We start from the raw sequence: 19,456 nt of genomic DNA on the forward strand, positions 1-19,456 counted from the left end.
TGCGGGTTTTTAAAATTATTTCTTCGGATTCAAAACTGTTTTTATCATCGCGTCCTCTTTTAAAATAACGTCATAATAATACATTTCGCCATACAGCTGACGCGCAAATTCTGCAGTAATATATCGGTTTACTAATGCTTTGGTTTTATCTAATTTAAGATCTAAACCAGTCATTAAAATGTAGTTTTTAAACTTCTTAAAATAAGCATCAGAACTTTTCATTTGAGTCAAAAACTCATTAAACTTAAGTCCTGCAAAAGCATCCCTGTTTTTATCTAATTCTTCAAAAACAAAATGCCCTACGATCCCGGTTTGAAGCAAATAAGCCACATTTTCATTTCCGTGTTCTGCTTCCATCGGAACAAAAACATCCGGAACGATACCACCGCCACCGTAAACAATTTTACCTTTTGGTGTTTTAAATTTCAGCGAATCAGCTACTTTTATGCTGTCTTTTGCATACAATTCGCCGGTTGCAATTCGCGATTCTGATTCTTTAAAATATTCGTCGTTTCCTTTTTTATATGGTTTTTGAATCGACCTTCCGGTTGGCGTATAATATCTCGCGACAGTAAGACGAACTGCAGATCCGTCGTTAAAATCCATTTCGCGCTGTACTAAACCTTTACCAAAAGAACGACGGCCCACAATAGTACCACGATCGTTATCCTGAATAGCTCCAGCTAAAATTTCGCTGGCCGAAGCACTGTTTTCATTAATTAAAACATATACTTTTCCGGTTTCAAAACTTCCGGCTTTTGTAGCAAATGTTTTTTCGGTTGTTCCGTTTTTGTTTTTGGTAAAAACAATCAGTTGTTTGTCTTTTAAAAATTCATCAGCAATCGCAATAGCTTCTTCCATATAACCGCCACCATTGTCGCGAAGATCTACTACAAGAGACTGGATTCCTTTTTGTTTTAACCGCGTTAAACCTGTTTTAAACTCATTAAAAGTAGTTTCGGCAAAACGATTTATTTTGATATAACCAATGTTATTTCCAATCAATAAAGAAGCATCGACACTTTTTATCGGAATAATATCTCTTTTGATTTTAAACTTCAATTTCTTTTGTTCCGATTTTCTAAAAACAGTCAACTCGATTTCAGAGCCTTTGATCCCTTTTAATTTAGAGAACAAACTGTCTGAAGGCAGTCTTCTGCCGTATAATTTAGTCTTTCCTGCAAATAAAATTCTATCGCCGGACTTTAATCCCGCTTTCGCTGATGGTCCGTTTTCGACTGGTTTGATAATGGCAACAGAATCTTTATACATATAAAAATTGATCCCAATTCCCACGAAATCACCTTTCATGCTTTCGGCAACTTCGGCTTGTTCGCTTGGCGGAATGTAAACAGAATGCGGATCTAATTTTGAGAGTATATTGTCGACTGTAAGATTTACAATCGAATCTGTATTGACGCTGTCAACATATTCAGTATTGATAAAATCAATTAATTTATTCAGCTTGGTTTTGGAGTAATTTTTAGCCAAAAGCTGATCATCTGCGGAAGCGTTTGTCAAACTTCCTATCACGGTTCCGAGAGCAAAAGCTGCTCCGATAACGATTGGCAGATATTTGGGATTAAATTTCATTCTTCTTCTAAAACAGGAATATGTTCAACTTCGATACCTGCTTTTATTAAAAATTGAATTCCGGAATCATCGCGATATCCATCTTTATACACCACTCTTTTAATTCCGGATTGATGTATTAACTTACTGCATTCTTTGCAGGGCGAAAGTGTAATATACAATGTCGCTCCTTCGCAGGACTGCGTTGATCTTGCTACTTTTAGGATTGCATTTGCCTCGGCGTGCAAAACATCCCAGCGTGTTAGTCCGTCTTCGTCTTCACAACAATTTTCAAATCCTGATGGTGTTCCGTTGTAACCGTCAGAAATAATCATTCTGTCTTTTACGATAATTGCGCCAACCTGTTTGCGCTTGCAATACGATAAAAGGCTCCATTCTTTTGCGATTCGCAAATAAGCTTTATCGTATTTATTTAATTTTTTTACTTCCATTTATTTTATCTGTTCCAAATTGGACTTTCAATAATCATCGGAATTACAACTCCAATAATAAAAGCTGACATTACCAATGCCCAATCGCGTTTTGAAAAACGAAATACTGTCTGTACAATATAAGAGATTACCAAAACCACAAAAACAACTACTAATTGTGCTGCTTCGATTCCTAAAGCAAATTCCCCTAAAGGCAATAATTTTGAACTTGGCGAACCTCCCAAAATGGTTTTAAAATAATTCGAAAATCCAAGTCCGTGTATGATTCCAAAGAACAAAGTCACAAAAAATATTAAATTTATTCCGTCGTTTTTAGTTGCTTTTCCTGCTGTAAAAAGATGAAATAAAGCCGTAATCAAGATCGTAATCGGAATTAAAAATTCGACGATATTCACTTTTATTGCAATTATTCCGAAAACAGAAAGTATTAAAGCCAGGGTATGACCGATTGTAAAAACCGAAACCAAAAGCAAAATACGTTTCCAGTCTTTAAAAGAATACGGAACAGTTAATGCAATTAAAAAAAGAACGTGATCGTAAGCGTTAATATCTAAAACATGCTTTAATCCTATTTGAAAATAAATCCAAAATTGTGACATACGGGTAATACTATTAAATGATTAGGGGTTGTAAACTTACGATTTATTTTGAAGAAAAAGTGATGTCGAATCTTAAAACAACAAGTAAAAATAAGTTAAATTTATGAGAAATTTAAAATTGTTAAATTAAAATAAGATTTATCTTTGTTCAATAAAAACCCTATTTAATTATGCCATTTTCAGAATTATTTGATAACGAATTCAAACAAAGAAACAGAGGTCACTTCTCTGCAATTGTGCGTGTAGCATTTGCTGACGGTAAAATAAGTCCAGAGGAGCAGGATTTCTTGGATAAAATTGCTTCAACTTTACAAATATCAGAAGACGAATATAAAGAAATCCTTGCAGATCCGTGGAAACACCCAATAAACCCTCCTTATTTATATACGCAGCGTTTAGAGCGTTTGTATGATTTGGCAAGAATGGTACACGTAGACCACCATTTGGGAGATCAGCAGGAAGTTATGTTAACCCGTATGGGATTAGCTTTGGGCTTTACTCCAGGAAACGTAAATTATATCGTAAGAAAGGCATTGTCTCTAGTTGACAAAAAAGTAGATTTGGATACGTTCCTTTTCGAAATGGAGAATATGAACAAGTAAGAAAGTATTCCGTTTACAATCACAGTATACAGTTACTAACGTAAATAAATAAACCCGACAGATTTAAAAATCTGTCGGGTTTCTATTTATAGTTCAATCTGCGCTGAAGACTGTGACTGTAAACTAAAGCGCTTCTGCCATAAACTCCTCAGCTTTTTCTACCATATTGTAGCTTCCGCAGAAAAAGGGAACTCTTTGATGCAGTTCTGTTGGCTGGATTTCCATAATTCTTCCAAAACCATCGGTTGCTTTTCCTCCGGCTTGTTCTGCAATAAACGCCATTGGATTGCATTCATACAACAAACGTAATTTTCCTTTTGGCGCTTTTGAACTTGTTGGATAAATATATACACCGCCCTTAATCATATTTCGATGAAAATCGGCTACTAAACTTCCGATATATCTTGATGTGTAAGGTCTGTCCTCTTCTTCTCTTTGACAATATTTGATGTAGTTTTTTACACCTTGCGGAAAATGAACATAATTCCCCTCGTTTACTGAATAGATATGTCCGTCCTTCGGAAATTTCATATTCGGGTGCGAAAGGTAAAAAGTCCCAATCGCAGGATTGAGTGTGAATCCATTTACTCCATGACCGGTTGTATAAACTAACATGGTTGAAGTTCCATAAATTACATAACCTGCTGCAACTTGATTGATTCCCGGTTGTAAAAAATCCTCGCTTGTTACCGGAGTTCCTATTGGCGTTATTCTTCTAAAAACAGAAAAAATAGTTCCCACAGAAACATTTACATCAATGTTTGAAGATCCGTCAAGCGGATCCATTAAGATCACGTACTTATTATTATGACTGTTGTCGCTCCCCTGAACAGTTATAAAATCGTCGTTTTCTTCAGAAGCAATACCACAGACAATCTCACGGTTTATTAACGTCTGGATAAATACTTCGTTTGCATAAACATCTAATTTTTGCTGGTCTTCTCCCTGGATATTCTGCTCGCCTGCGGCACCGATAATATCCACTAAACCTGCTTTGTTTACTTTATAGTTTACGACTTTGGCCGCTAAACGTATAGAGTTGATAATTCGGGAAAGCTCCCCCGACGAATACTGAAATGCTTTTTGGTTCTCAATAATAAACTCTCCCAGTGTTTTATTGCGTTCTTCCATTGCTATATCGTTATAGTTTTAATTTTAAGTCACAAATATCGCTTATTTTGTGAGAATGATTTAAAAATTATTTTGTTAGTTTGCTACTATTGTATATTTGCTAATTAATGGCAAAAAGTACCATATAAATAAATGCTTTTTTAGCTAATAAGTGATTAATAATAGGAATATATGAATATTAGAAAAGGAAATCCCGAAGATATGAAATCGGTTTTGGGGTTAATACAGGAGCTGGCAATATTCGAAAAAGAACCTGATGCAGTTGTAATTACTGAAGAAGATTTAGTACGCGACGGATTTGGAGAAAAACCTCTTTTTCAGGTTTTTGTAGCAGAGATTGACTCAAACGAAAGTAAAAACGGAAAGGAAATAGTAGGAATAGCATTGTACTATTACCGCTATTCGACCTGGAAAGGAAAAACAATACACCTTGAAGATTTAATTGTAAAAGAAAAAATGCGCGGCACCGGTTTAGGTTCTGCCCTTTATTCTGAAATTATGAAACAAGGAAAAAGAGATAATGTGCGAAGAGTAGAATGGAATGTTTTAGCGTGGAATACACCAGCCGTAAACTTTTATAAAAACTCAGGAGCCAAAATTCTAGACGACTGGCAGGTTGTTCAAATGGATGAAACAGGAATTAACGCGTTCTTAGAAAAATTATAAAAAAATATTTAGCCGCAAATTTCACGAATTACACTAATCTAAATTCGTCTATTTCGTGGCAGACAAAAATAAAATACCAGATTTCGTTCAATCTGAAATCTAAAATTAAAAATCTAAAATCAACAATGAGAGTATTTAAATTTGGTGGTGCGTCAGTAAAAGATGCAGATGGAATTAAAAACGTATACGACGTTTTACAAAAAGTGGGTTATGAAGATGTGATTTTGGTTGTTTCGGCAATGGGAAAAACCACAAATGCTCTTGAAGTTGTAATCAAGAATTATTTTGATAAATCGGCAGAGTTAAACTCCTCTCTGCAGGAAATAAAAGATTATCATCATCAAATCGTATTAGATTTATTTAAAGACGAAAACCACGCAGTATTTGCTGCAGTAAATGCTCAATTCTCCGAATTAGAATATTTCCTGGCACATAATAAATCTCCTAATTACAATTTCGTTTATGATCAGATTGTAAGTTTTGGAGAATTAATTTCGACTACTATTTTAAGTCATTTCATGAATTTCATGGGAATCCAGACGCAATGGCTTGATGTTCGTAATTTTATCAAAACAAATGCAAATTACAGAGATGCCGAAGTAGACTGGGAAACTACAGAACAAAACATCAGCAAAAATGTTCCAAGAAAAATCCTGAATATTACGCAAGGTTTCCTTGGTGCTGATGAAAATAATTTCACTACAACTTTAGGCCGTGAAGGTTCTGATTATACTGCCGGAATTTTTGCTTATTGCTTAAATGCCGAAAGTGTAACGATCTGGAAAGACGTTCCGGGAGTTATGAATGCTGACCCGCGTTATTTTGAAAATGCAAGTCTGCTTAACCAGATTTCATATCGTGAAGCAATCGAGTTGGCCTTTTACGGTGCAACGGTGATTCACCCAAAAACGTTGCAGCCATTACAGAAAAAAGAAATTCCGTTATACGTTAAATCATTTATTAACCCTTTATTAAAAGGAACATGCGTTTCTAAAGGCGTTGACCTGGAGCCGCAATATCCATGTTTTATCGTAAAAAGAGAGCAGCTTTTAATTTCGCTTTCATCAATTGATTTCTCTTTTATTATGGAAGAAAACATCAGCGAGATTTTTGGTTTATTCCACGAATTCAAAATTAAAGTAAACTTAATCCAAAACTCTGCGATTAGTTTTTCTGTTTGCGTTGAAGATAAATTTGGAAATTTCAATGAATTGAATGCTATTCTTTCGAAAAAATTCAAAGTAGATTACAGCCAGAATGTAACCTTATATACAATTCGTCACTTTACAGAACAAGCTGCACAAACAGTTGAAGAAAACAAAGCTGTTTTATTAAAACAAGTCAGCCGCGAAACCATGCAGATTGTGACTAAAGAACTTAACTAATACTTTATAAAAGGTAATTATTTCAATTCAAATTATATTTTTAGAAAGGCTTCCCTTATTTGGTGAAGCCTTTTTTAGTTTTACTTTGCTCTGTTATTCTCACTCTGCTCAATTTCTGATTTCTTAAAGGCTGTTTTCTTTGAGTTCCCAAAACTATAGGTCGCAATCAATTTAAAATAATTGGTTGTGTACGTTCTATGATAATAAATCTGGGTTTGTCCCACATTATAATCTCCAGAAACCATAAACTTATGAAAAATATCATTTGCTGTGAAATTTAGTTTTAGCGCCTCTTTAAAAAAGTTTCTTTCGATTCCTAATGTTACTGTTGATCGGCTGTTATCACTTCCCAATCCATAGCCTCTATCTCCCAAATACCAGGCAAGAAGCTGAATTTTAAAAAGATCAGGAATTGTAAATGTATTATTAGAATAAAAGTAAAACTGAGGTTTTACCGGACTAAAAACATACGAGTAATAATGGTCTATTGATTTCGTTAAGTTAACACTTACTGTGTTTGTCGAGTTCCACCATTTGACATTAAAAGACCTTGAAAGCGAACTAAAAAACACATGTCCGGCTTCAAGATTTATGGCCTTTAAAACATAACTGTCGGGTGTATCTCCTCTCAAAGCGGCCCCTGAAATAGGGTCAACTTTATAAGTATACCCCAATTTAAAATCAAACTTCTTGTACATGGCCCCTATTTCAAAAGCATGTGTTTTCTCCGGAAGTAAATTCGGATTTCCTTCGATCGTGGTAAACGGATCCTGATAAATAACATACGGATTTAAAGCTTGATATCTAGGTCTTGTAATTCGGGAGACATACGAGAAATGCGCTTTCCAGTCTTCGGAAATATCCATATTTAAAAATACATTCGGAAACAAATTCCCATAACTTTTATCGAATTTCTGAATTCCGTTTGCATTTGTATATAAGCTATAATTCGTTTTTTCTGCTCTTGCACCAATTGAAAAATTGATTTTTTCACCAAGCCTGCTCCCATAACTAAAATAAGCTGCAGCAATTTTTTCAGTGTATTTAAAATCACTCGAAAGCTCGTCATTCAATTCAAAATCCATAACATCGGCATCAGCCGTTAAGAAATCAGTTCCTGATTTTATAGTGGCATAACTGAATTTTGCCCCCATTTCGAGCTTGGTTTTTTCATTAACTTTCTCGGAATAATCGGCTTGTGCAGCGGCAATATTTATTGTGTTTCCCACATTTTTTTTCAAATACCTTTTGACATTTCCTGCCTCAACAAAACTATTTTCTTCAATAAAATCATGTATCGTTCCGTTGTAATTCGAATATTGAGTTCCTATAAACAAGGAAGAGCCCTTGTTATCAGTTATTATATTGTAATTCAAATTCACAAACTGATTCAGTAAAACATCATTTTTAGCAATATCTGTCGCATAAAAACTATTCCCAAAATTATTATCTATCGAATTTCGGCTTTCTACAGTTCCTCCCAAATCTTCGATATTACCACTGTAAGCCAATGAAACATAACTTTTTTCGGAAAAAGAATACTGAACTCCAAACCCGAAATTCGAATAATTATTAAATTCTCTCAGCCAGTCTGTTGTCAGGGTAGATTTCATGAATTCATTAGGATTTGGACGCGTTCTTGTGGTGTATAACAATTCACGCCCCTTGCCCAATTGCAGTCCGTAATTACTTATAAACGAGAATTTTCCTTTGGTATAATTAAAATCAACAAGGGTATTGGTGCTGGTTCCGGCAAATTTTGAAACAGTAATATGCTGGCTTGCAGATCCCATAATACCATGCTCCTTATTTTGTTTCGTAATGATATTGACAACTGCTTTTCCTTCGGCATCGTATTTTGAGGACGGATTTGAAATTACTTCGATTTTTGCAATCTGCGAAACCGGAATTGTGGCAAAACGTTCGTAGTTAATCAAAATTCCGTTTAGATAAATAATAGCTTCGCCTTTTCCGAGAACGCTTATCTGGCCTTCGGCAACAATCACATTCGGGACTCTGCTTAATAATTCATTTACAGAACTACTTGTCGAAAGCACCGTATTAGCCACATTAACATCTATTGTTCCGTTTGAAGAATACTTCACTAATGCCGTTTGTTTTTTAATAACAACTTCGTTTAACTCATTATTACGGCTGACTTTCTCCGAAACAGTTTTTATAGATTGTGCATTTACTCTTATCGAATAAAAAAACAGACAATAAATGAAAAAGAATAATGAAGCAGGGAATTTCATAAATTTTAGTAATTATGGATTTGACTTTTATGAGACAAAAGTCAATTGAAAATCACTAAAAAAGGTCTCCAAAATAGAAATCAGGAGTACGGATTTATAAATCAATACTTAATTTCACTAGCAGACTGAGTATTTAACGACATGGATTTTTTGTAAAGAGCCGCAAAGTTTTTCTGAATTGGCTCCAGGTTTAGCTGGAGTTTATATAGGCAAGGCTTTAGCCAAATACGAGATTTGGATGACTCTGGTAATCTTTTCCCGAAATTATTTAGCTACATTTTTTGAGGAAAGCCTAGCTAATGAGTTATAAAAACTGTAATTGATAATTTAAAGGTGTTGTCCCAGTGTGTTTTTTAAAAGCTGCGAAAAATGTCGATTTCGAGTTAAAACCAACATCATAACCCACGGATTCTAAAGTCAGTTTATTATTTGAAGCAATAATTTCACAGGCATTATTTATTCTGAATTCATTAATATAACTGGTAAAATTCTTGCCCAGATTGGTATTTAAAAACTGAGATAATTGATGACTGGACATGTTTACTTCTTTGGATAAATCTCTTAAACTCAAATTCGGGTCTTTGTATAATTCTTTTTCAGTCATAATTTTTTCCAGCTTTTGAGACAGAATCAAAACTTCTTCCTTATTCCGTTTTTTATTTTTTTGAATGTTGAGAACGAACAAATCGTCGGTTCTGTTTCTGTATAAAAGAATTAAAATAATCAGGTACAAAATAAAAGTAAACGCAAGCGCTCCCGTAATACAAGAAACAAACGAAACTCCTGCAAATCCTAAAAAATAACTTATAAATATGAAAATATTTCCAACGAGAATCATTCCGAACCATTTTTCAGACGGAGTTGAACTGCTGTAGTTATTAAATAGTTTTTGAAGGAATATTCGATTTTCAAAACCGGAAAAAGCCAGATATAAAAACCATTGGAAGAAAATACAACTAACAAAATAATCATTCCATAAAACCGGATAGTTTTGATAGGGAAACAGAAAACCAAAAATAAAAACAGCTAAAAACCACAATCCTAAATGCCATTTCCATTTTCCTGAAATCGTATTCTGAATTCCTGACTGAAGTGCATAATACAGAAACGGCCCGATGAACAAACAGGCCGAGAGACCAATTTGAAGATACGTTTTAGCCAGATGATTATTAAAGTATACAAAAACTGTAACGGTAATTCTGGTGCTTAGTGCCAATAATGCTGCGCCGAGAAAAAGATTGGCAAGGTATTTTTTCCTGGTAAAAAATAAAAAATACAAGCCCAGAATAAATCCGTTAAACGCCCCCAGAGCTCCAAAAAAGAATAGTATTTCCTTGCCAATACTCATATTTACGTTTGTAATGCCTGAAGCTGATAATTTAAAGGCGTTGTTCCTGTATGTTTTTTAAAAGCCGCAAAAAAGGTTGATTTCGAGTTAAAACCAACATCATACCCTACAGACTCTAAGGTTAACTTATCGTTTGAAGTTATAATTTTGCAGGCTTCGTTTATTCTAAATTCATTTACAAAACTGGTAAAATTCTTTCCCAGGTTATTATTTAAGAACTGCGACAATTGATGGCTCGAAATATTAATTTCCCGAGACAAGTCCTGCAAGTTTAAATTGGGATTCTTAAACAGGCTTTTTTCACTCATTATATTCTCCAGCTTTTCGGAGATAATAACAGCTTCCGCCGAATCGATTTTTTTAACTGCAGCTTTCGGGCCATTCAAAAGAAACAAATCATCGGTTTTCTTTCGATATAAAAGGATAGAGATTATCAGGTATAAAATAAAAGAGAAAACAACAGCACCACTTATATAAGTTGCAGCCGAAGCCCCCATAATGGCCAAAAAGTAAAAAAGAAACAATAAAAAATTGCCAAGAAAAAGGGTTCCGAACCACATTTCTGACGGGTTAGATTTTTCTCTTGTAGTAAAGATTTTCTTTAAAACTCTCCTAATTGCAAATCCAGAAAAAACGATATAAACAAACCATTGAAAATAAATCCCAATAATAAAGTACGCTCTCCACAACTCTGGATTGTATTCATACGGATATAATATGCCGGCTCCCACAATAAGTGTTCCCCAAAACAAGAGAATGATTTTCCATAATTTGGGCATTACATTTATTTCGTCCACTGCAGATCTTAAAAAATAATACAAACATGGACCAATAAAAAAGCAAGCCGTAAGCCCCAATTGCAAATACATTTTGGGCAGTTCAGGATGAAAATAGACGAAGACCGACTTTCCAATTCGGATGCTTAAAGCAAACAGAAGCGCGCCAAGGAAATAATTAGTCAGGAATTTTTTCTTGGTAAAAAAGAAAAAATAAACTCCCAGAATTACTCCGTTAAAAGATCCCAAAGCACTAAAAAAGAAGAGTAGTTCCTTGCTGGTATCCATAGTTTAAGTTTCGTTATGTTGTTAACAAAGCTAAAAAAAATTGATTTCCGCAAGACTATTTTTAAAATATTTAATTAATTTTATTTGAACAAAGAAAACAAAACTCAAAGATTATCAGCGCTTTATAAAAATGAAAGATTATAACGACCCCTCCGAGGAACAAAAAAACCAATGGCAAAATGATCCGGATAACTGGATTTGGGGAATGTTCTATTATAATCCGGATGACAAGAGACTTTTTGCCCCAAAAAGAATAAAAGAATTTGGATGGACTGCAAATTTCGCAAATCCACATTCGGTTTTTATAATGAGTTTGTTGATTTTAGTACTTATTGTTTTTGCAAAATTTGCTAAATAACTTTCGTTTTAACTGCGGCATATTATCTCAATAAACTAAATAATCCTTCGCAGCTTTTCTTGATTATAAATACTACTTTTGGATTTTGAGAGTTAAAGTGTTTATGTTGAAAAAATTACTGTTTTTTGCGCTGCTATTTTGGTATTCCGGTCTTATGGCGCAGGAAACAGAATCGCTGTACAAAACAAAAAAAGTGATTGCGGTAAAAGACACTATTCATCTCGAAAAATTCAGCCTCAACTCCAGCTTTTTTGAACTTTTAGACACAAAGAACCAACCTGTTGATTCTAGCTTTTACAAAATCGACTTTCAAAAAGGAACGCTTATTTTAAACAAAAAATTCACTTCGGTTTCAGATACTTTAATTGTCAATTATCTTAATTATCCTGATTTCTTAACGAAAGAATACGGACTCTACAAAGAAAGCCAGGTTGTAAGCAACGATGTCAATTCTGAAAAATTATATAAAATTGACAACAGCAATGCTAAAAAAGTTACGCCCTTTGACGGCCTAAATACTTCCGGAAGTATTACCCGAGGCGTTACTATCGGAAATAATCAAAACACGGTTTTAAACTCTAATTTAGATTTACAAATTACAGGAAAAATTTCAGATAAAGTCAGTTTGCGGGCGTCTTTGCAGGATAATAATATTCCGCTTCAGGATGGGGGTTATTCTCAAAAGCTAGATCAGTTTGATAATATTTTCATGGAACTTTTTACTGATGATTGGAACATCCGTGCAGGTGATGTTTTTCTGGAAAACCGAAAAACGCAGTTCCTGAGTTTCAACAAAAAGGTTCAGGGACTTTCAGCCAGTTTTGATTTTGATACAGAAGAAAGAAAAACCAATGTTTTTGCTTCGGTTTCATTTGTTAAAGGTCAATATGCCAAAAGTACGTTTACAGGTCAGGAAGGAAATCAGGGTCCGTATAAATTAAAAGGGCAAAACGGAGAATTGTATGTATTGGTTATTTCGGGTTCTGAACGGGTTTACGTAAATGGGGTTTTATTAAAACGCGGCGAAAACAACGATTATGTTATTGATTACAATGCGGGAGAAATTGTTTTTACATCGCTTTTTACCATTACTTCTGAAATGAGAATTAATGTCGAATATCAATATTCTGAAAGAAACTACAATCGCTTAGTAACATACGCCGGCGCAACAACAGAAAGCAAAAACTGGAGTTTTGGCGGTTATATCTATTCAGAAAATGACATGAAAAATCAGCCTTTGCAGCAAAATCTTTCTACAGAGCAAGTCCAAATTCTGGCTCAGGCCGGAGACGACACCAATTTGATGAAAGCCCCATCGGCATTTGAAGATACCTATTCTGAAAATAAAATCTTGTATAAAAAGACAATGATAAACTCGGTTGAAGTTTATGAATATTCCAACAATTCTTCCGATGTTTTATACAATGTAAAATTTAGTCTTGTTGGAAATAACCTGGGCAATTACATCATTCAAAACAATACTTCTGTCGAAAGAATTTACGAATATGTTTCTCCTATTGGCGGTGTTCCGCAAGGAAACTACGAACCTATTGTACAACTGGTTGCACCTATGAAAATTCAGGTGGCTACTTTTTTAGGAAAATATAATCCTAACGAAAAAACATTGGTTGATTTTGAAATTGCAATGAGCAATAACGATAAAAACTTATTTTCCGGGATTGATGATTCTGACAACGAAGGAATTGCTTTTAAGACCAACATTAAAAAGCGACTCTTTACCCGAGGCTGGACTTTAGATGGTTTTGCCAATTATCAATTTGTTCAAAAAGATTTTAGATCTGTCGAACGTTTATATAATATTGAGTTTAACCGGGACTGGAATTTAAACGGAATGCTTTTAGGAAACCAAAGTTTACTGGTTACAGGCGTTAATTTTGATTTATTTGCCAAAAAGGAAACTTCAAATATTGGTTTGTTTACCTATCAGTTCGAGAAATTAGATTTTACCGAAAGTTATTCGGGAGCACGTCATACCACAACGGCTTTGTTCAAATTTAAAAAATGGACAATCGAAAATCAAGGCAGTTTTTTAAATTCTGATGCAACGGCGTCAACTTCAAAATTTATTCGAAACCAAACCAGAACGAAATATCATTTTGGTAAAAACTGGATTGGAGGCAGTTTACAAATTGAAGATAATCAGGAAAAAGATAAAGCTGCAAATCAGTTTTCGACTTTAAGCCAACGATTCTCAGAATATGGTGTTTTCGTGGGGCGTGGAGACAGTACCAAAGTTTTTGTAGAACTCGGCTATTTACAACGTCGCAACGATAGTTTGCAAAATGGTCTTTTGCAGCACGTAAACAATTCACAGACGTACTTTTTAAAATCAAAACTGATTCAGAATAAAACAACGGATTTAGCAGTTTATGCCAGTTATCGAAATCTGGATTTTACCGATTCGAGCAGAAAAAATGAACCTTCGTTAAACTCCAGAATCTTATATAATGATAAGTTTTTTAATCAGTTTATGCAGATTGGGACGGCTTATGAAACCAGTTCAGGAACCATTGCACAACAGGAATTCACGTATGTCGAAGTGCCGACCGGACAGGGCGTTTATACCTGGAACGATTATAATGGAAACGGAATTCAGGAATTGGAAGAGTTTGAAATTGCCGCTTTTCCCGATCAGGCAAAATACATCAGGATCTTTTTACCCAACCAGATTTACATCAAAACCAATCAAAACAAGTTTTCGCAGTCGGTTATTTTAAATCCGCTGCAGTGGCAGAACGAAAAAGGTTTTAAAAAACTGCTATCCTATTTTTACAATCAGACGTCGTTTATTATGGATCGCAAAGTGCGAAGCAATGGCGATCGTTTAGAATTAAATCCGTTTTATTCTTCAGATGAAAATATTCTTGGTTTGAATTCAAGTTTCAGGAATAGTTTGTTTTACAATCGAGGCAGGCAAAAGCATTCCGTTACGTATTCTTATCTTGTTAATAATGGTAAAAACCTGCTTTCGGTTGGTTCACAAAATGTCAAAAACAATTCGCACCAATTGCAATACACCCATTTGTATCAAAAAAGCTGGCTGTTTAACTTCTTTACCAAAACCATCAAAACAAATTTAATTTCGGAAGATTTTGTCGAAAAGAACTACGCCTTAAAAGGTTATCAGCTGGCGCCAAAAATCAGTTATTTATTTTCTAAAAACACCAGTCTGGATTTCTTTTATGAATTTCAGAACAAAGAAAATCAAATAGGAAACCTGGAAACTTTAGTTCAAAACAGACTGGGGACTTCGTTTTCATTTGCCGGAGAAAAGAAAGTCACTGTAAATGGGGAGTTCTCTTTTTATGAAAATAAATTCAATGGAAACGAGTTTTCATCCGTTGGTTTTCAAATGCTCGAAGGACTTCAGGAAGGACAAAATTTAGTTTGGAAATTGCTTTTGCAGAAAAACATTACGCAGTTCTTAGATGTTAATCTAAATTATCAGGGGCGTAAAAGCGAAACTGGGGCAACAGTTCATACCGGAAACGTTCAGCTTCGTGCTTATTTTTAACACTTTACGAAAAACATATGAATTAATTGCTTAATTTTAATTGGAATTTAAACTATAACCACCATGAAAAAATTATTATTACTTTGTTTTATAGTAGTTTTATCTACTAATTTCTACGCACAGGAAACTACTGCAAAAGCTGCTAAGAGCAAAACCGAAGCCTCTGCTAAAAAAGCAAAATCTGATGCTGACAAAGCAAAGGCTGATGCTAAAAAAGAAGCAGCGAAAGCAAAAAAAGAAGCAGTAAAAGCAACAGATGCATCAACAGCTGCGAAAAAAGAATCGGCTACTGCTGCCAAAAAAACCGCTGACAAAGCAAAATCTGATGCTGACAAAGCAAAAGCCGATGCTAAAAAAGAAGCAGCAAAAGCAAAAAAAGCTTCTGACAAAGCAGCAAGCGCAACAGATGATGCGGCCAAAGCAGTAAAAAAAGATGCTGCCACTACAAAAAAAACAGCAACAAAAACGTTGAAAGAAACCAATGAAAAAGCTCCAAAAGTAGCTGATAAAGTTACTGGAGAATATAATGGTAAAAAAGTATACACGGGTCCAAAAGGCGGAAGATACTATATTAACAAAAATGGTAATAAAACGTATATTCAGGACTAAGACTCTAAGTTTCTTAACATTCAGGAAAGAAAAAACCGGACTTGTGTTCGGTTTTTTTTATATAAAAACCTCAGAACCTGAGTGTCTTAGCACCTCAGAAGCTTAGAAAAGAGTTAATAATTTAGTAATATGTGCGAAATAACATAAAAAACATATTTCTTTATCTTCGTTTTCAAAAAGCGTTAAAAATATGAGCATTGACTATTCTGCTAACAAAACTATTTTAGTTGCTCCGTTAAACTGGGGACTAGGCCATGCCACAAGATGTATTCCGATAATTAAGGCGCTTCAAGAAAATAATTTTATTCCAATTATTGCTTCTGATGGTGTTGCGCTGGCTTTATTGCGAAAAGAATTTCCATACATACAAACTCTCGAACTTCCTTCTTATCATATTGAATATGCTAAAAACGGCAAGAATTTTAAATGGAAGCTTATTAAAAATCTTCCTAAAATGATTACGGCCATTTTAGATGAAAAGAAAATGGTGAACAGCTGGATTAAAAAACATGGTATTGACGGTATAATTTCAGATAACAGACTGGGTGTTTTTAGTAAAAAAGTTCCCTCTGTTTTTATGACGCATCAATTGAATGTGATGACCGGAAACACAACCTGGTTTACAAGTAAATGTCATCAGCACTTTATAAAAAAATATACTGAATGCTGGGTTCCTGATTCTGATGAAAAAGTAAATCTTACAGGTGATTTAGGCCATCTTAAAACGAATGAACTTAATCTAAAATATATTGGCCCCTTGAGCAGAATGAAGAAAAAGGAAACGCCAAAAATATATGATTTAATGATTATTTTATCCGGGCCGGAACCACAGCGCACTTTTCTGGATGAAAAACTTCAAAAAGAAGCAGCCAAATTTAATGGCAAAGTTGTTTTTGTACAGGGAATTGTAGAGAAAACACAGGAAAAATGGCAGGCCGGAAATGTGACGTATTATAACTTCATGAACTCTAAACAACTGGAACAGACTTTTAACGAAAGTGAATTTGTCCTTTGTCGTTCTGGTTATACTACTGTAATGGATTTGGCAAAACTAGGTAAAAAAGCTTTTTTTATACCAACTCCCGGACAATATGAGCAGGAATACCTGGCGATAAAACTTCAGGAAGAAAATCTTGTACCGTATGCAATGCAAGACGACTTTACAATTGAAGATTTATCAAAAGTAAAGTCGTTTCAGGGTTTGTCGCAATTTAAAAATGATATAGACTGGGACTTATTATTTAGTGTTTTTGAAGATCACCTTTAGAAGTTAAACTGCGCTTGCAATCGCAATAAATTTCCTTGTTGTCTGTTTATTGGAAGCGCGCTGTCTTCAAAAGTTCTGTCTGCGATTACATATTCTGCCGTTAATTCAAATGCTTTAATTGGCTGCCATTCTACTCCAATTTCGTAATCTCTTACAACATAACTTCTGGCATCTTTTTCATATTTTTTCCCTCCGTCATAATATTGAAATTTCGCAAAAGGGTAAATATGCTGTTTTTTAATATCCCATTTATAGTTTAGCAAAACGTAACCACCGTTTAAATCTGTTTCATCAACTGTATTCGTTAAGGTATTATAACGAGGCCCTGTACCAATGTTATATTCTGTCTGGATTCCGAATGGTTTTGGATATAAAACAAAAGTTGCGCCTATTCTCTGGTCTTTTACATATTGTGGATCATTTACGGTAACTCCTGAAGAAATTTCTCCGGTAAAAGCCCATTTTCCAGTATATGCCTGAATTCCCGGTTCTATAATCTGATCACCAATTACAAATGGATAAGTGACTCTGGCCACGACATTTAAATCTCTGTTCCCGTCCAGTTTATTAGCAATCTGCCCGTTGTAAACTCCAAAAGCAAATACTCCAAAATCGCCTGAACCTTTGTATCCGTCTTTAACCAGCATATCAAAACGTTTTCTGATTTCGGCTGGTGCCCAATAAAAGAATATTCCTAAATCACGCTCGTTTAGTATGGCACTGTTCATTGCATCATTTCGGTCTAAAGCCAGACGCTGTGAACTTGACTGCATGTTTTCGAAACCATACGGTATTTTACTCTGCCCCACACGAACGCGGTATTCTTTCTTTTTATCAAATGAAAGATCGAAATACAAGTCACGAATTTGAACAAAATTCTGAATTCCGGTACTTGGAGAACTGGCAAAATCTGGTTGAAAATAGAAAAACACATTTGGATGAACCTGCCCTGAAAATACTAAACGTGCACGACGAATAAAAAGGCCGTTATTTGATTTTGCATCCGGAGCTGTAGAAGTTGTTCCCCAGGATTTATCACATTGTTCGCAGGAAACTTTGTCGTTTGTAGAGAACAAACCATTGTATCGGATTTGTGCGTATCCTCTTAAAGAGATTCTATCGTACCAGTGTTCTTCAACTCCTCCACCAGATTTAGTATCCGGAAGTTTTGCTTTGTTAATGGAATCTAAAATACGAATTACTTCATTTTTTACATCCTGTTTGTTTAAATCTTGTGCATTTGCAGCGCAAGTAAGCAGCATTAAAACGGCTAATATTTTTCTTTTTATCATTAGTTCTCTAATTCCCTTAATTTCAGGATGCAAAGATGACTCACCTATGTTAAGAAATCATTAACCAGATGTTACTATAATAAAAATTTAATGTTATGGACAAAATCCGTATGTTGATTTATTGTTAAACACCTTTGTTTTAAGGCGTTTCACGAAAATCTGCTTACTATTTTTTAACGTCAGCTTTTTGACTTTTAAATGCTTTTTCGAGCGTAAAAGAGAATTCTGAACCAATTCCGAACTCACTTTCTACATAAACTTTCTCTTTATGTGCTTCAATAATATGCTTTACAATTGCGAGACCTAAACCAGAACCTCCTTCAGAACGGGTTCCGCTTTTGTCAACTCGGTAAAAACGTTCAAAAAGTCGAGGAATGTTTTGTTTTTCAACTCCTTCTCCGTTATCACTTATACGAATTAGGACTTTTTTCTTGGTAAGATTGACAACTCCCACTTCAGTGAGACCGCCTTCTTTTCCGTATTTAATTGAGTTAACAATCAGGTTTTCTAAAACCTGTTGAATTCTGTCCTGATCACCTCGAATAATAACCGATTGCACATTTTTGCTTTCAAAGGCAAGTTTGATTTTCTTTTTATCGGCTTTCATTTCCAATAAATCAAAAACATTCTGAATCAGCTCAACGATATCAAAATCAGTCATATTTAAATCCAGATCACCTGATTCTAATTTGGTAATCATGTCTAAATCTTCGACTATATAAATAAGACGTTCTACGCCTTTTTCGGCACGTTTTAAATATTTTTTCCGAATGTGTTTATCATCCATCGCTCCATCAAGCAAAGTCGAAACATAACCCTGAACTGTAAATAATGGTGTTTTTAATTCGTGTGAAACATTCCCAAGAAATTCTCTGCGGTATTGTTCGCGAATTTCGAGCATTTCTATTTCCAGTTTTTTATCAGTGGCAAACTTTTTCACTTCCCGCGAAAGTGTTTCCATATCAGTAGTGATAGGCTGATTGATAAGATTTGTTGATTCCAGCAGCGAAACCTCATCGTAAATTTTCTTTACTCTTCTGTAAATAAAACGTTCTACCCTATATTGTAAAACCAAAAAAGAGAATACATAAATAGCAATAATGAAAACTATTCCAAATGCAATTTGATGCTGCAGCTGGTTTTTATAAAATAAAGACATTAATATGAGTACAAATCCTGTTGAAAAAAGACTTATATATAATGCTGATTTTATGGCAAATTTGTACGTTTTTTTAAAATTTATTTTCATTGAAATATTTAAAATAATAAAACCTTTAAGAGTTTATTTTGACCATATAAGTGATATAAGTTCATTTAAAAA

Annotated in this window: 16 protein-coding genes; 7 read left to right on the forward strand and 9 right to left on the reverse strand. The window is 34.5% G+C overall.

The genetic code is table 11. The features are described from left to right. Positions 1–15: 15 nt before the first annotated feature. Genes BKM63_RS03990 through BKM63_RS04000 form a run of 3 tightly spaced genes read right to left on the reverse strand, consistent with a single transcriptional unit; the run spans position 16 to position 2,623 of the window. A complete protein-coding gene (locus BKM63_RS03990; protein WP_071635342.1) occupies positions 16–1,593 on the reverse strand; it encodes a S41 family peptidase in 1,578 nt (525 codons plus the stop codon). Then, positions 1,590–2,024 (reverse strand): deoxycytidylate deaminase, encoded by a 435-nt coding sequence (locus BKM63_RS03995; RefSeq protein WP_071635343.1) that lies wholly within the window; start codon positions 2,022–2,024, stop codon positions 1,590–1,592. The genes BKM63_RS03990 and BKM63_RS03995 overlap by 4 nt, the downstream gene beginning before the upstream one ends. A 5-nt stretch (positions 2,025–2,029) precedes the next feature. Beyond that, positions 2,030–2,623 carry a HupE/UreJ family protein gene (locus BKM63_RS04000; RefSeq protein WP_071635344.1) on the reverse strand — a complete coding sequence of 198 codons (594 nt, stop codon included), beginning with the start codon at positions 2,621–2,623 and terminating at the stop codon, positions 2,030–2,032. A 170-nt stretch (positions 2,624–2,793) separates the two neighbouring features. Here BKM63_RS04000 and BKM63_RS04005 point away from each other — a divergent pair, with 170 nt between their 5' ends. Further along, entirely contained in the window at positions 2,794–3,225 is a 432-nt protein-coding gene (locus tag BKM63_RS04005) for a TerB family tellurite resistance protein (protein ID WP_071635345.1), read from the forward strand. Between the two features lie 123 nt (positions 3,226–3,348). Here the strand turns inward: BKM63_RS04005 and fbp are convergent, their stop codons facing one another. Beyond that, positions 3,349–4,356: a class 1 fructose-bisphosphatase gene (gene fbp / locus BKM63_RS04010; RefSeq protein WP_071635346.1), complete on the reverse strand. Its 1,008-nt coding sequence runs from the start codon at positions 4,354–4,356 to the stop codon at positions 3,349–3,351. 171 nt (positions 4,357–4,527) lie between these two features. Here fbp and BKM63_RS04015 point away from each other — a divergent pair, with 171 nt between their 5' ends. Both BKM63_RS04015 and BKM63_RS04020 read left to right on the forward strand, forming a co-directional pair. Further along, positions 4,528–5,022 (forward strand): GNAT family N-acetyltransferase, encoded by a 495-nt coding sequence (locus BKM63_RS04015; protein ID WP_071635347.1) that lies wholly within the window; start codon positions 4,528–4,530, stop codon positions 5,020–5,022. 125 nt (positions 5,023–5,147) lie between these two features. After that, entirely contained in the window at positions 5,148–6,407 is a 1,260-nt protein-coding gene (locus BKM63_RS04020) for an aspartate kinase (RefSeq protein ID WP_071635348.1), read from the forward strand. A gap of 80 nt (positions 6,408–6,487) precedes the next feature. On the opposite strand, the gene BKM63_RS04025 is transcribed toward BKM63_RS04020, so the two are convergent. The 3 genes from BKM63_RS04025 to BKM63_RS04035 form a co-directional block, all read right to left on the reverse strand. Further along, positions 6,488–8,662 carry a TonB-dependent receptor domain-containing protein gene (locus BKM63_RS04025; RefSeq protein ID WP_071635349.1) on the reverse strand — a complete coding sequence of 725 codons (2,175 nt, stop codon included), beginning with the start codon at positions 8,660–8,662 and terminating at the stop codon, positions 6,488–6,490. A 304-nt stretch (positions 8,663–8,966) separates the two neighbouring features. After that, positions 8,967–10,010 carry a helix-turn-helix domain-containing protein gene (locus BKM63_RS04030; protein WP_071635350.1) on the reverse strand — a complete coding sequence of 348 codons (1,044 nt, stop codon included), beginning with the start codon at positions 10,008–10,010 and terminating at the stop codon, positions 8,967–8,969. A gap of 2 nt (positions 10,011–10,012) precedes the next feature. Further along, a complete protein-coding gene (locus BKM63_RS04035) occupies positions 10,013–11,074 on the reverse strand; it encodes a helix-turn-helix domain-containing protein (RefSeq protein ID WP_071635351.1) in 1,062 nt (353 codons plus the stop codon). Positions 11,075–11,204: 130 nt separating this feature from the next. Here BKM63_RS04035 and BKM63_RS04040 point away from each other — a divergent pair, with 130 nt between their 5' ends. The 4 genes from BKM63_RS04040 (at position 11,205) to BKM63_RS04055 (ending at position 16,843) form a co-directional block, all read left to right on the forward strand. Continuing rightward, positions 11,205–11,432 carry a DUF5808 domain-containing protein gene (locus BKM63_RS04040; protein ID WP_071635352.1) on the forward strand — a complete coding sequence of 76 codons (228 nt, stop codon included), beginning with the start codon at positions 11,205–11,207 and terminating at the stop codon, positions 11,430–11,432. A gap of 103 nt (positions 11,433–11,535) precedes the next feature. Continuing rightward, positions 11,536–14,967: a hypothetical protein gene (locus tag BKM63_RS04045; RefSeq protein ID WP_071635353.1), complete on the forward strand. Its 3,432-nt coding sequence runs from the start codon at positions 11,536–11,538 to the stop codon at positions 14,965–14,967. A 63-nt stretch (positions 14,968–15,030) separates the two neighbouring features. Then, positions 15,031–15,576, forward strand: a complete 546-nt coding sequence (locus tag BKM63_RS04050; protein WP_071635354.1) for a hypothetical protein — start codon at positions 15,031–15,033, stop codon at positions 15,574–15,576. Between the two features lie 190 nt (positions 15,577–15,766). Beyond that, a complete protein-coding gene (locus tag BKM63_RS04055; protein WP_071635355.1) occupies positions 15,767–16,843 on the forward strand; it encodes a glycosyltransferase in 1,077 nt (358 codons plus the stop codon). Here the strand turns inward: BKM63_RS04055 and BKM63_RS04060 are convergent. Further along, complete coding sequence (locus BKM63_RS04060; protein WP_071635356.1) at positions 16,840–18,135, reverse strand: porin; 1,296 nt, start codon at positions 18,133–18,135, stop codon at positions 16,840–16,842. The genes BKM63_RS04055 and BKM63_RS04060 overlap by 4 nt on opposite strands. Before the next feature lie 166 nt (positions 18,136–18,301). Further along, positions 18,302–19,384: a sensor histidine kinase gene (locus BKM63_RS04065; RefSeq protein WP_071635357.1), complete on the reverse strand. Its 1,083-nt coding sequence runs from the start codon at positions 19,382–19,384 to the stop codon at positions 18,302–18,304. Positions 19,385–19,456: the final 72 nt, after the last annotated feature.

The organism is Flavobacterium johnsoniae (assembly GCF_001879205.1).
GTDB lineage: Bacteria > Bacteroidota > Bacteroidia > Flavobacteriales > Flavobacteriaceae > Flavobacterium > Flavobacterium johnsoniae_A.

Coding starts and splice junctions, on each gene's coding strand:
- BKM63_RS04045 (WP_071635353.1), top strand. CDS start 11,536: ATGTTGAAAAAATTACTGTTTTTTGCGCTGCTATTTTGGTATTCCGGT.
- BKM63_RS04040 (WP_071635352.1), top strand. CDS start 11,205: ATGAAAGATTATAACGACCCCTCCGAGGAACAAAAAAACCAATGGCAA.
- BKM63_RS04030 (WP_071635350.1), bottom strand. CDS start 10,010: ATGAGTATTGGCAAGGAAATACTATTCTTTTTTGGAGCTCTGGGGGCG.
- BKM63_RS03990 (WP_071635342.1), bottom strand. CDS start 1,593: ATGAAATTTAATCCCAAATATCTGCCAATCGTTATCGGAGCAGCTTTT.
- BKM63_RS04065 (WP_071635357.1), bottom strand. CDS start 19,384: ATGAAAATAAATTTTAAAAAAACGTACAAATTTGCCATAAAATCAGCA.
- BKM63_RS04005 (WP_071635345.1), top strand. CDS start 2,794: ATGCCATTTTCAGAATTATTTGATAACGAATTCAAACAAAGAAACAGA.
- BKM63_RS04025 (WP_071635349.1), bottom strand. CDS start 8,662: ATGAAATTCCCTGCTTCATTATTCTTTTTCATTTATTGTCTGTTTTTT.
- fbp (WP_071635346.1), bottom strand. CDS start 4,356: ATGGAAGAACGCAATAAAACACTGGGAGAGTTTATTATTGAGAACCAA.
- BKM63_RS04020 (WP_071635348.1), top strand. CDS start 5,148: ATGAGAGTATTTAAATTTGGTGGTGCGTCAGTAAAAGATGCAGATGGA.
- BKM63_RS04000 (WP_071635344.1), bottom strand. CDS start 2,623: ATGTCACAATTTTGGATTTATTTTCAAATAGGATTAAAGCATGTTTTA.
- BKM63_RS03995 (WP_071635343.1), bottom strand. CDS start 2,024: ATGGAAGTAAAAAAATTAAATAAATACGATAAAGCTTATTTGCGAATC.
- BKM63_RS04055 (WP_071635355.1), top strand. CDS start 15,767: ATGAGCATTGACTATTCTGCTAACAAAACTATTTTAGTTGCTCCGTTA.
- BKM63_RS04050 (WP_071635354.1), top strand. CDS start 15,031: ATGAAAAAATTATTATTACTTTGTTTTATAGTAGTTTTATCTACTAAT.
- BKM63_RS04060 (WP_071635356.1), bottom strand. CDS start 18,135: ATGATAAAAAGAAAAATATTAGCCGTTTTAATGCTGCTTACTTGCGCT.
- BKM63_RS04035 (WP_071635351.1), bottom strand. CDS start 11,074: ATGGATACCAGCAAGGAACTACTCTTCTTTTTTAGTGCTTTGGGATCT.
- BKM63_RS04015 (WP_071635347.1), top strand. CDS start 4,528: ATGAATATTAGAAAAGGAAATCCCGAAGATATGAAATCGGTTTTGGGG.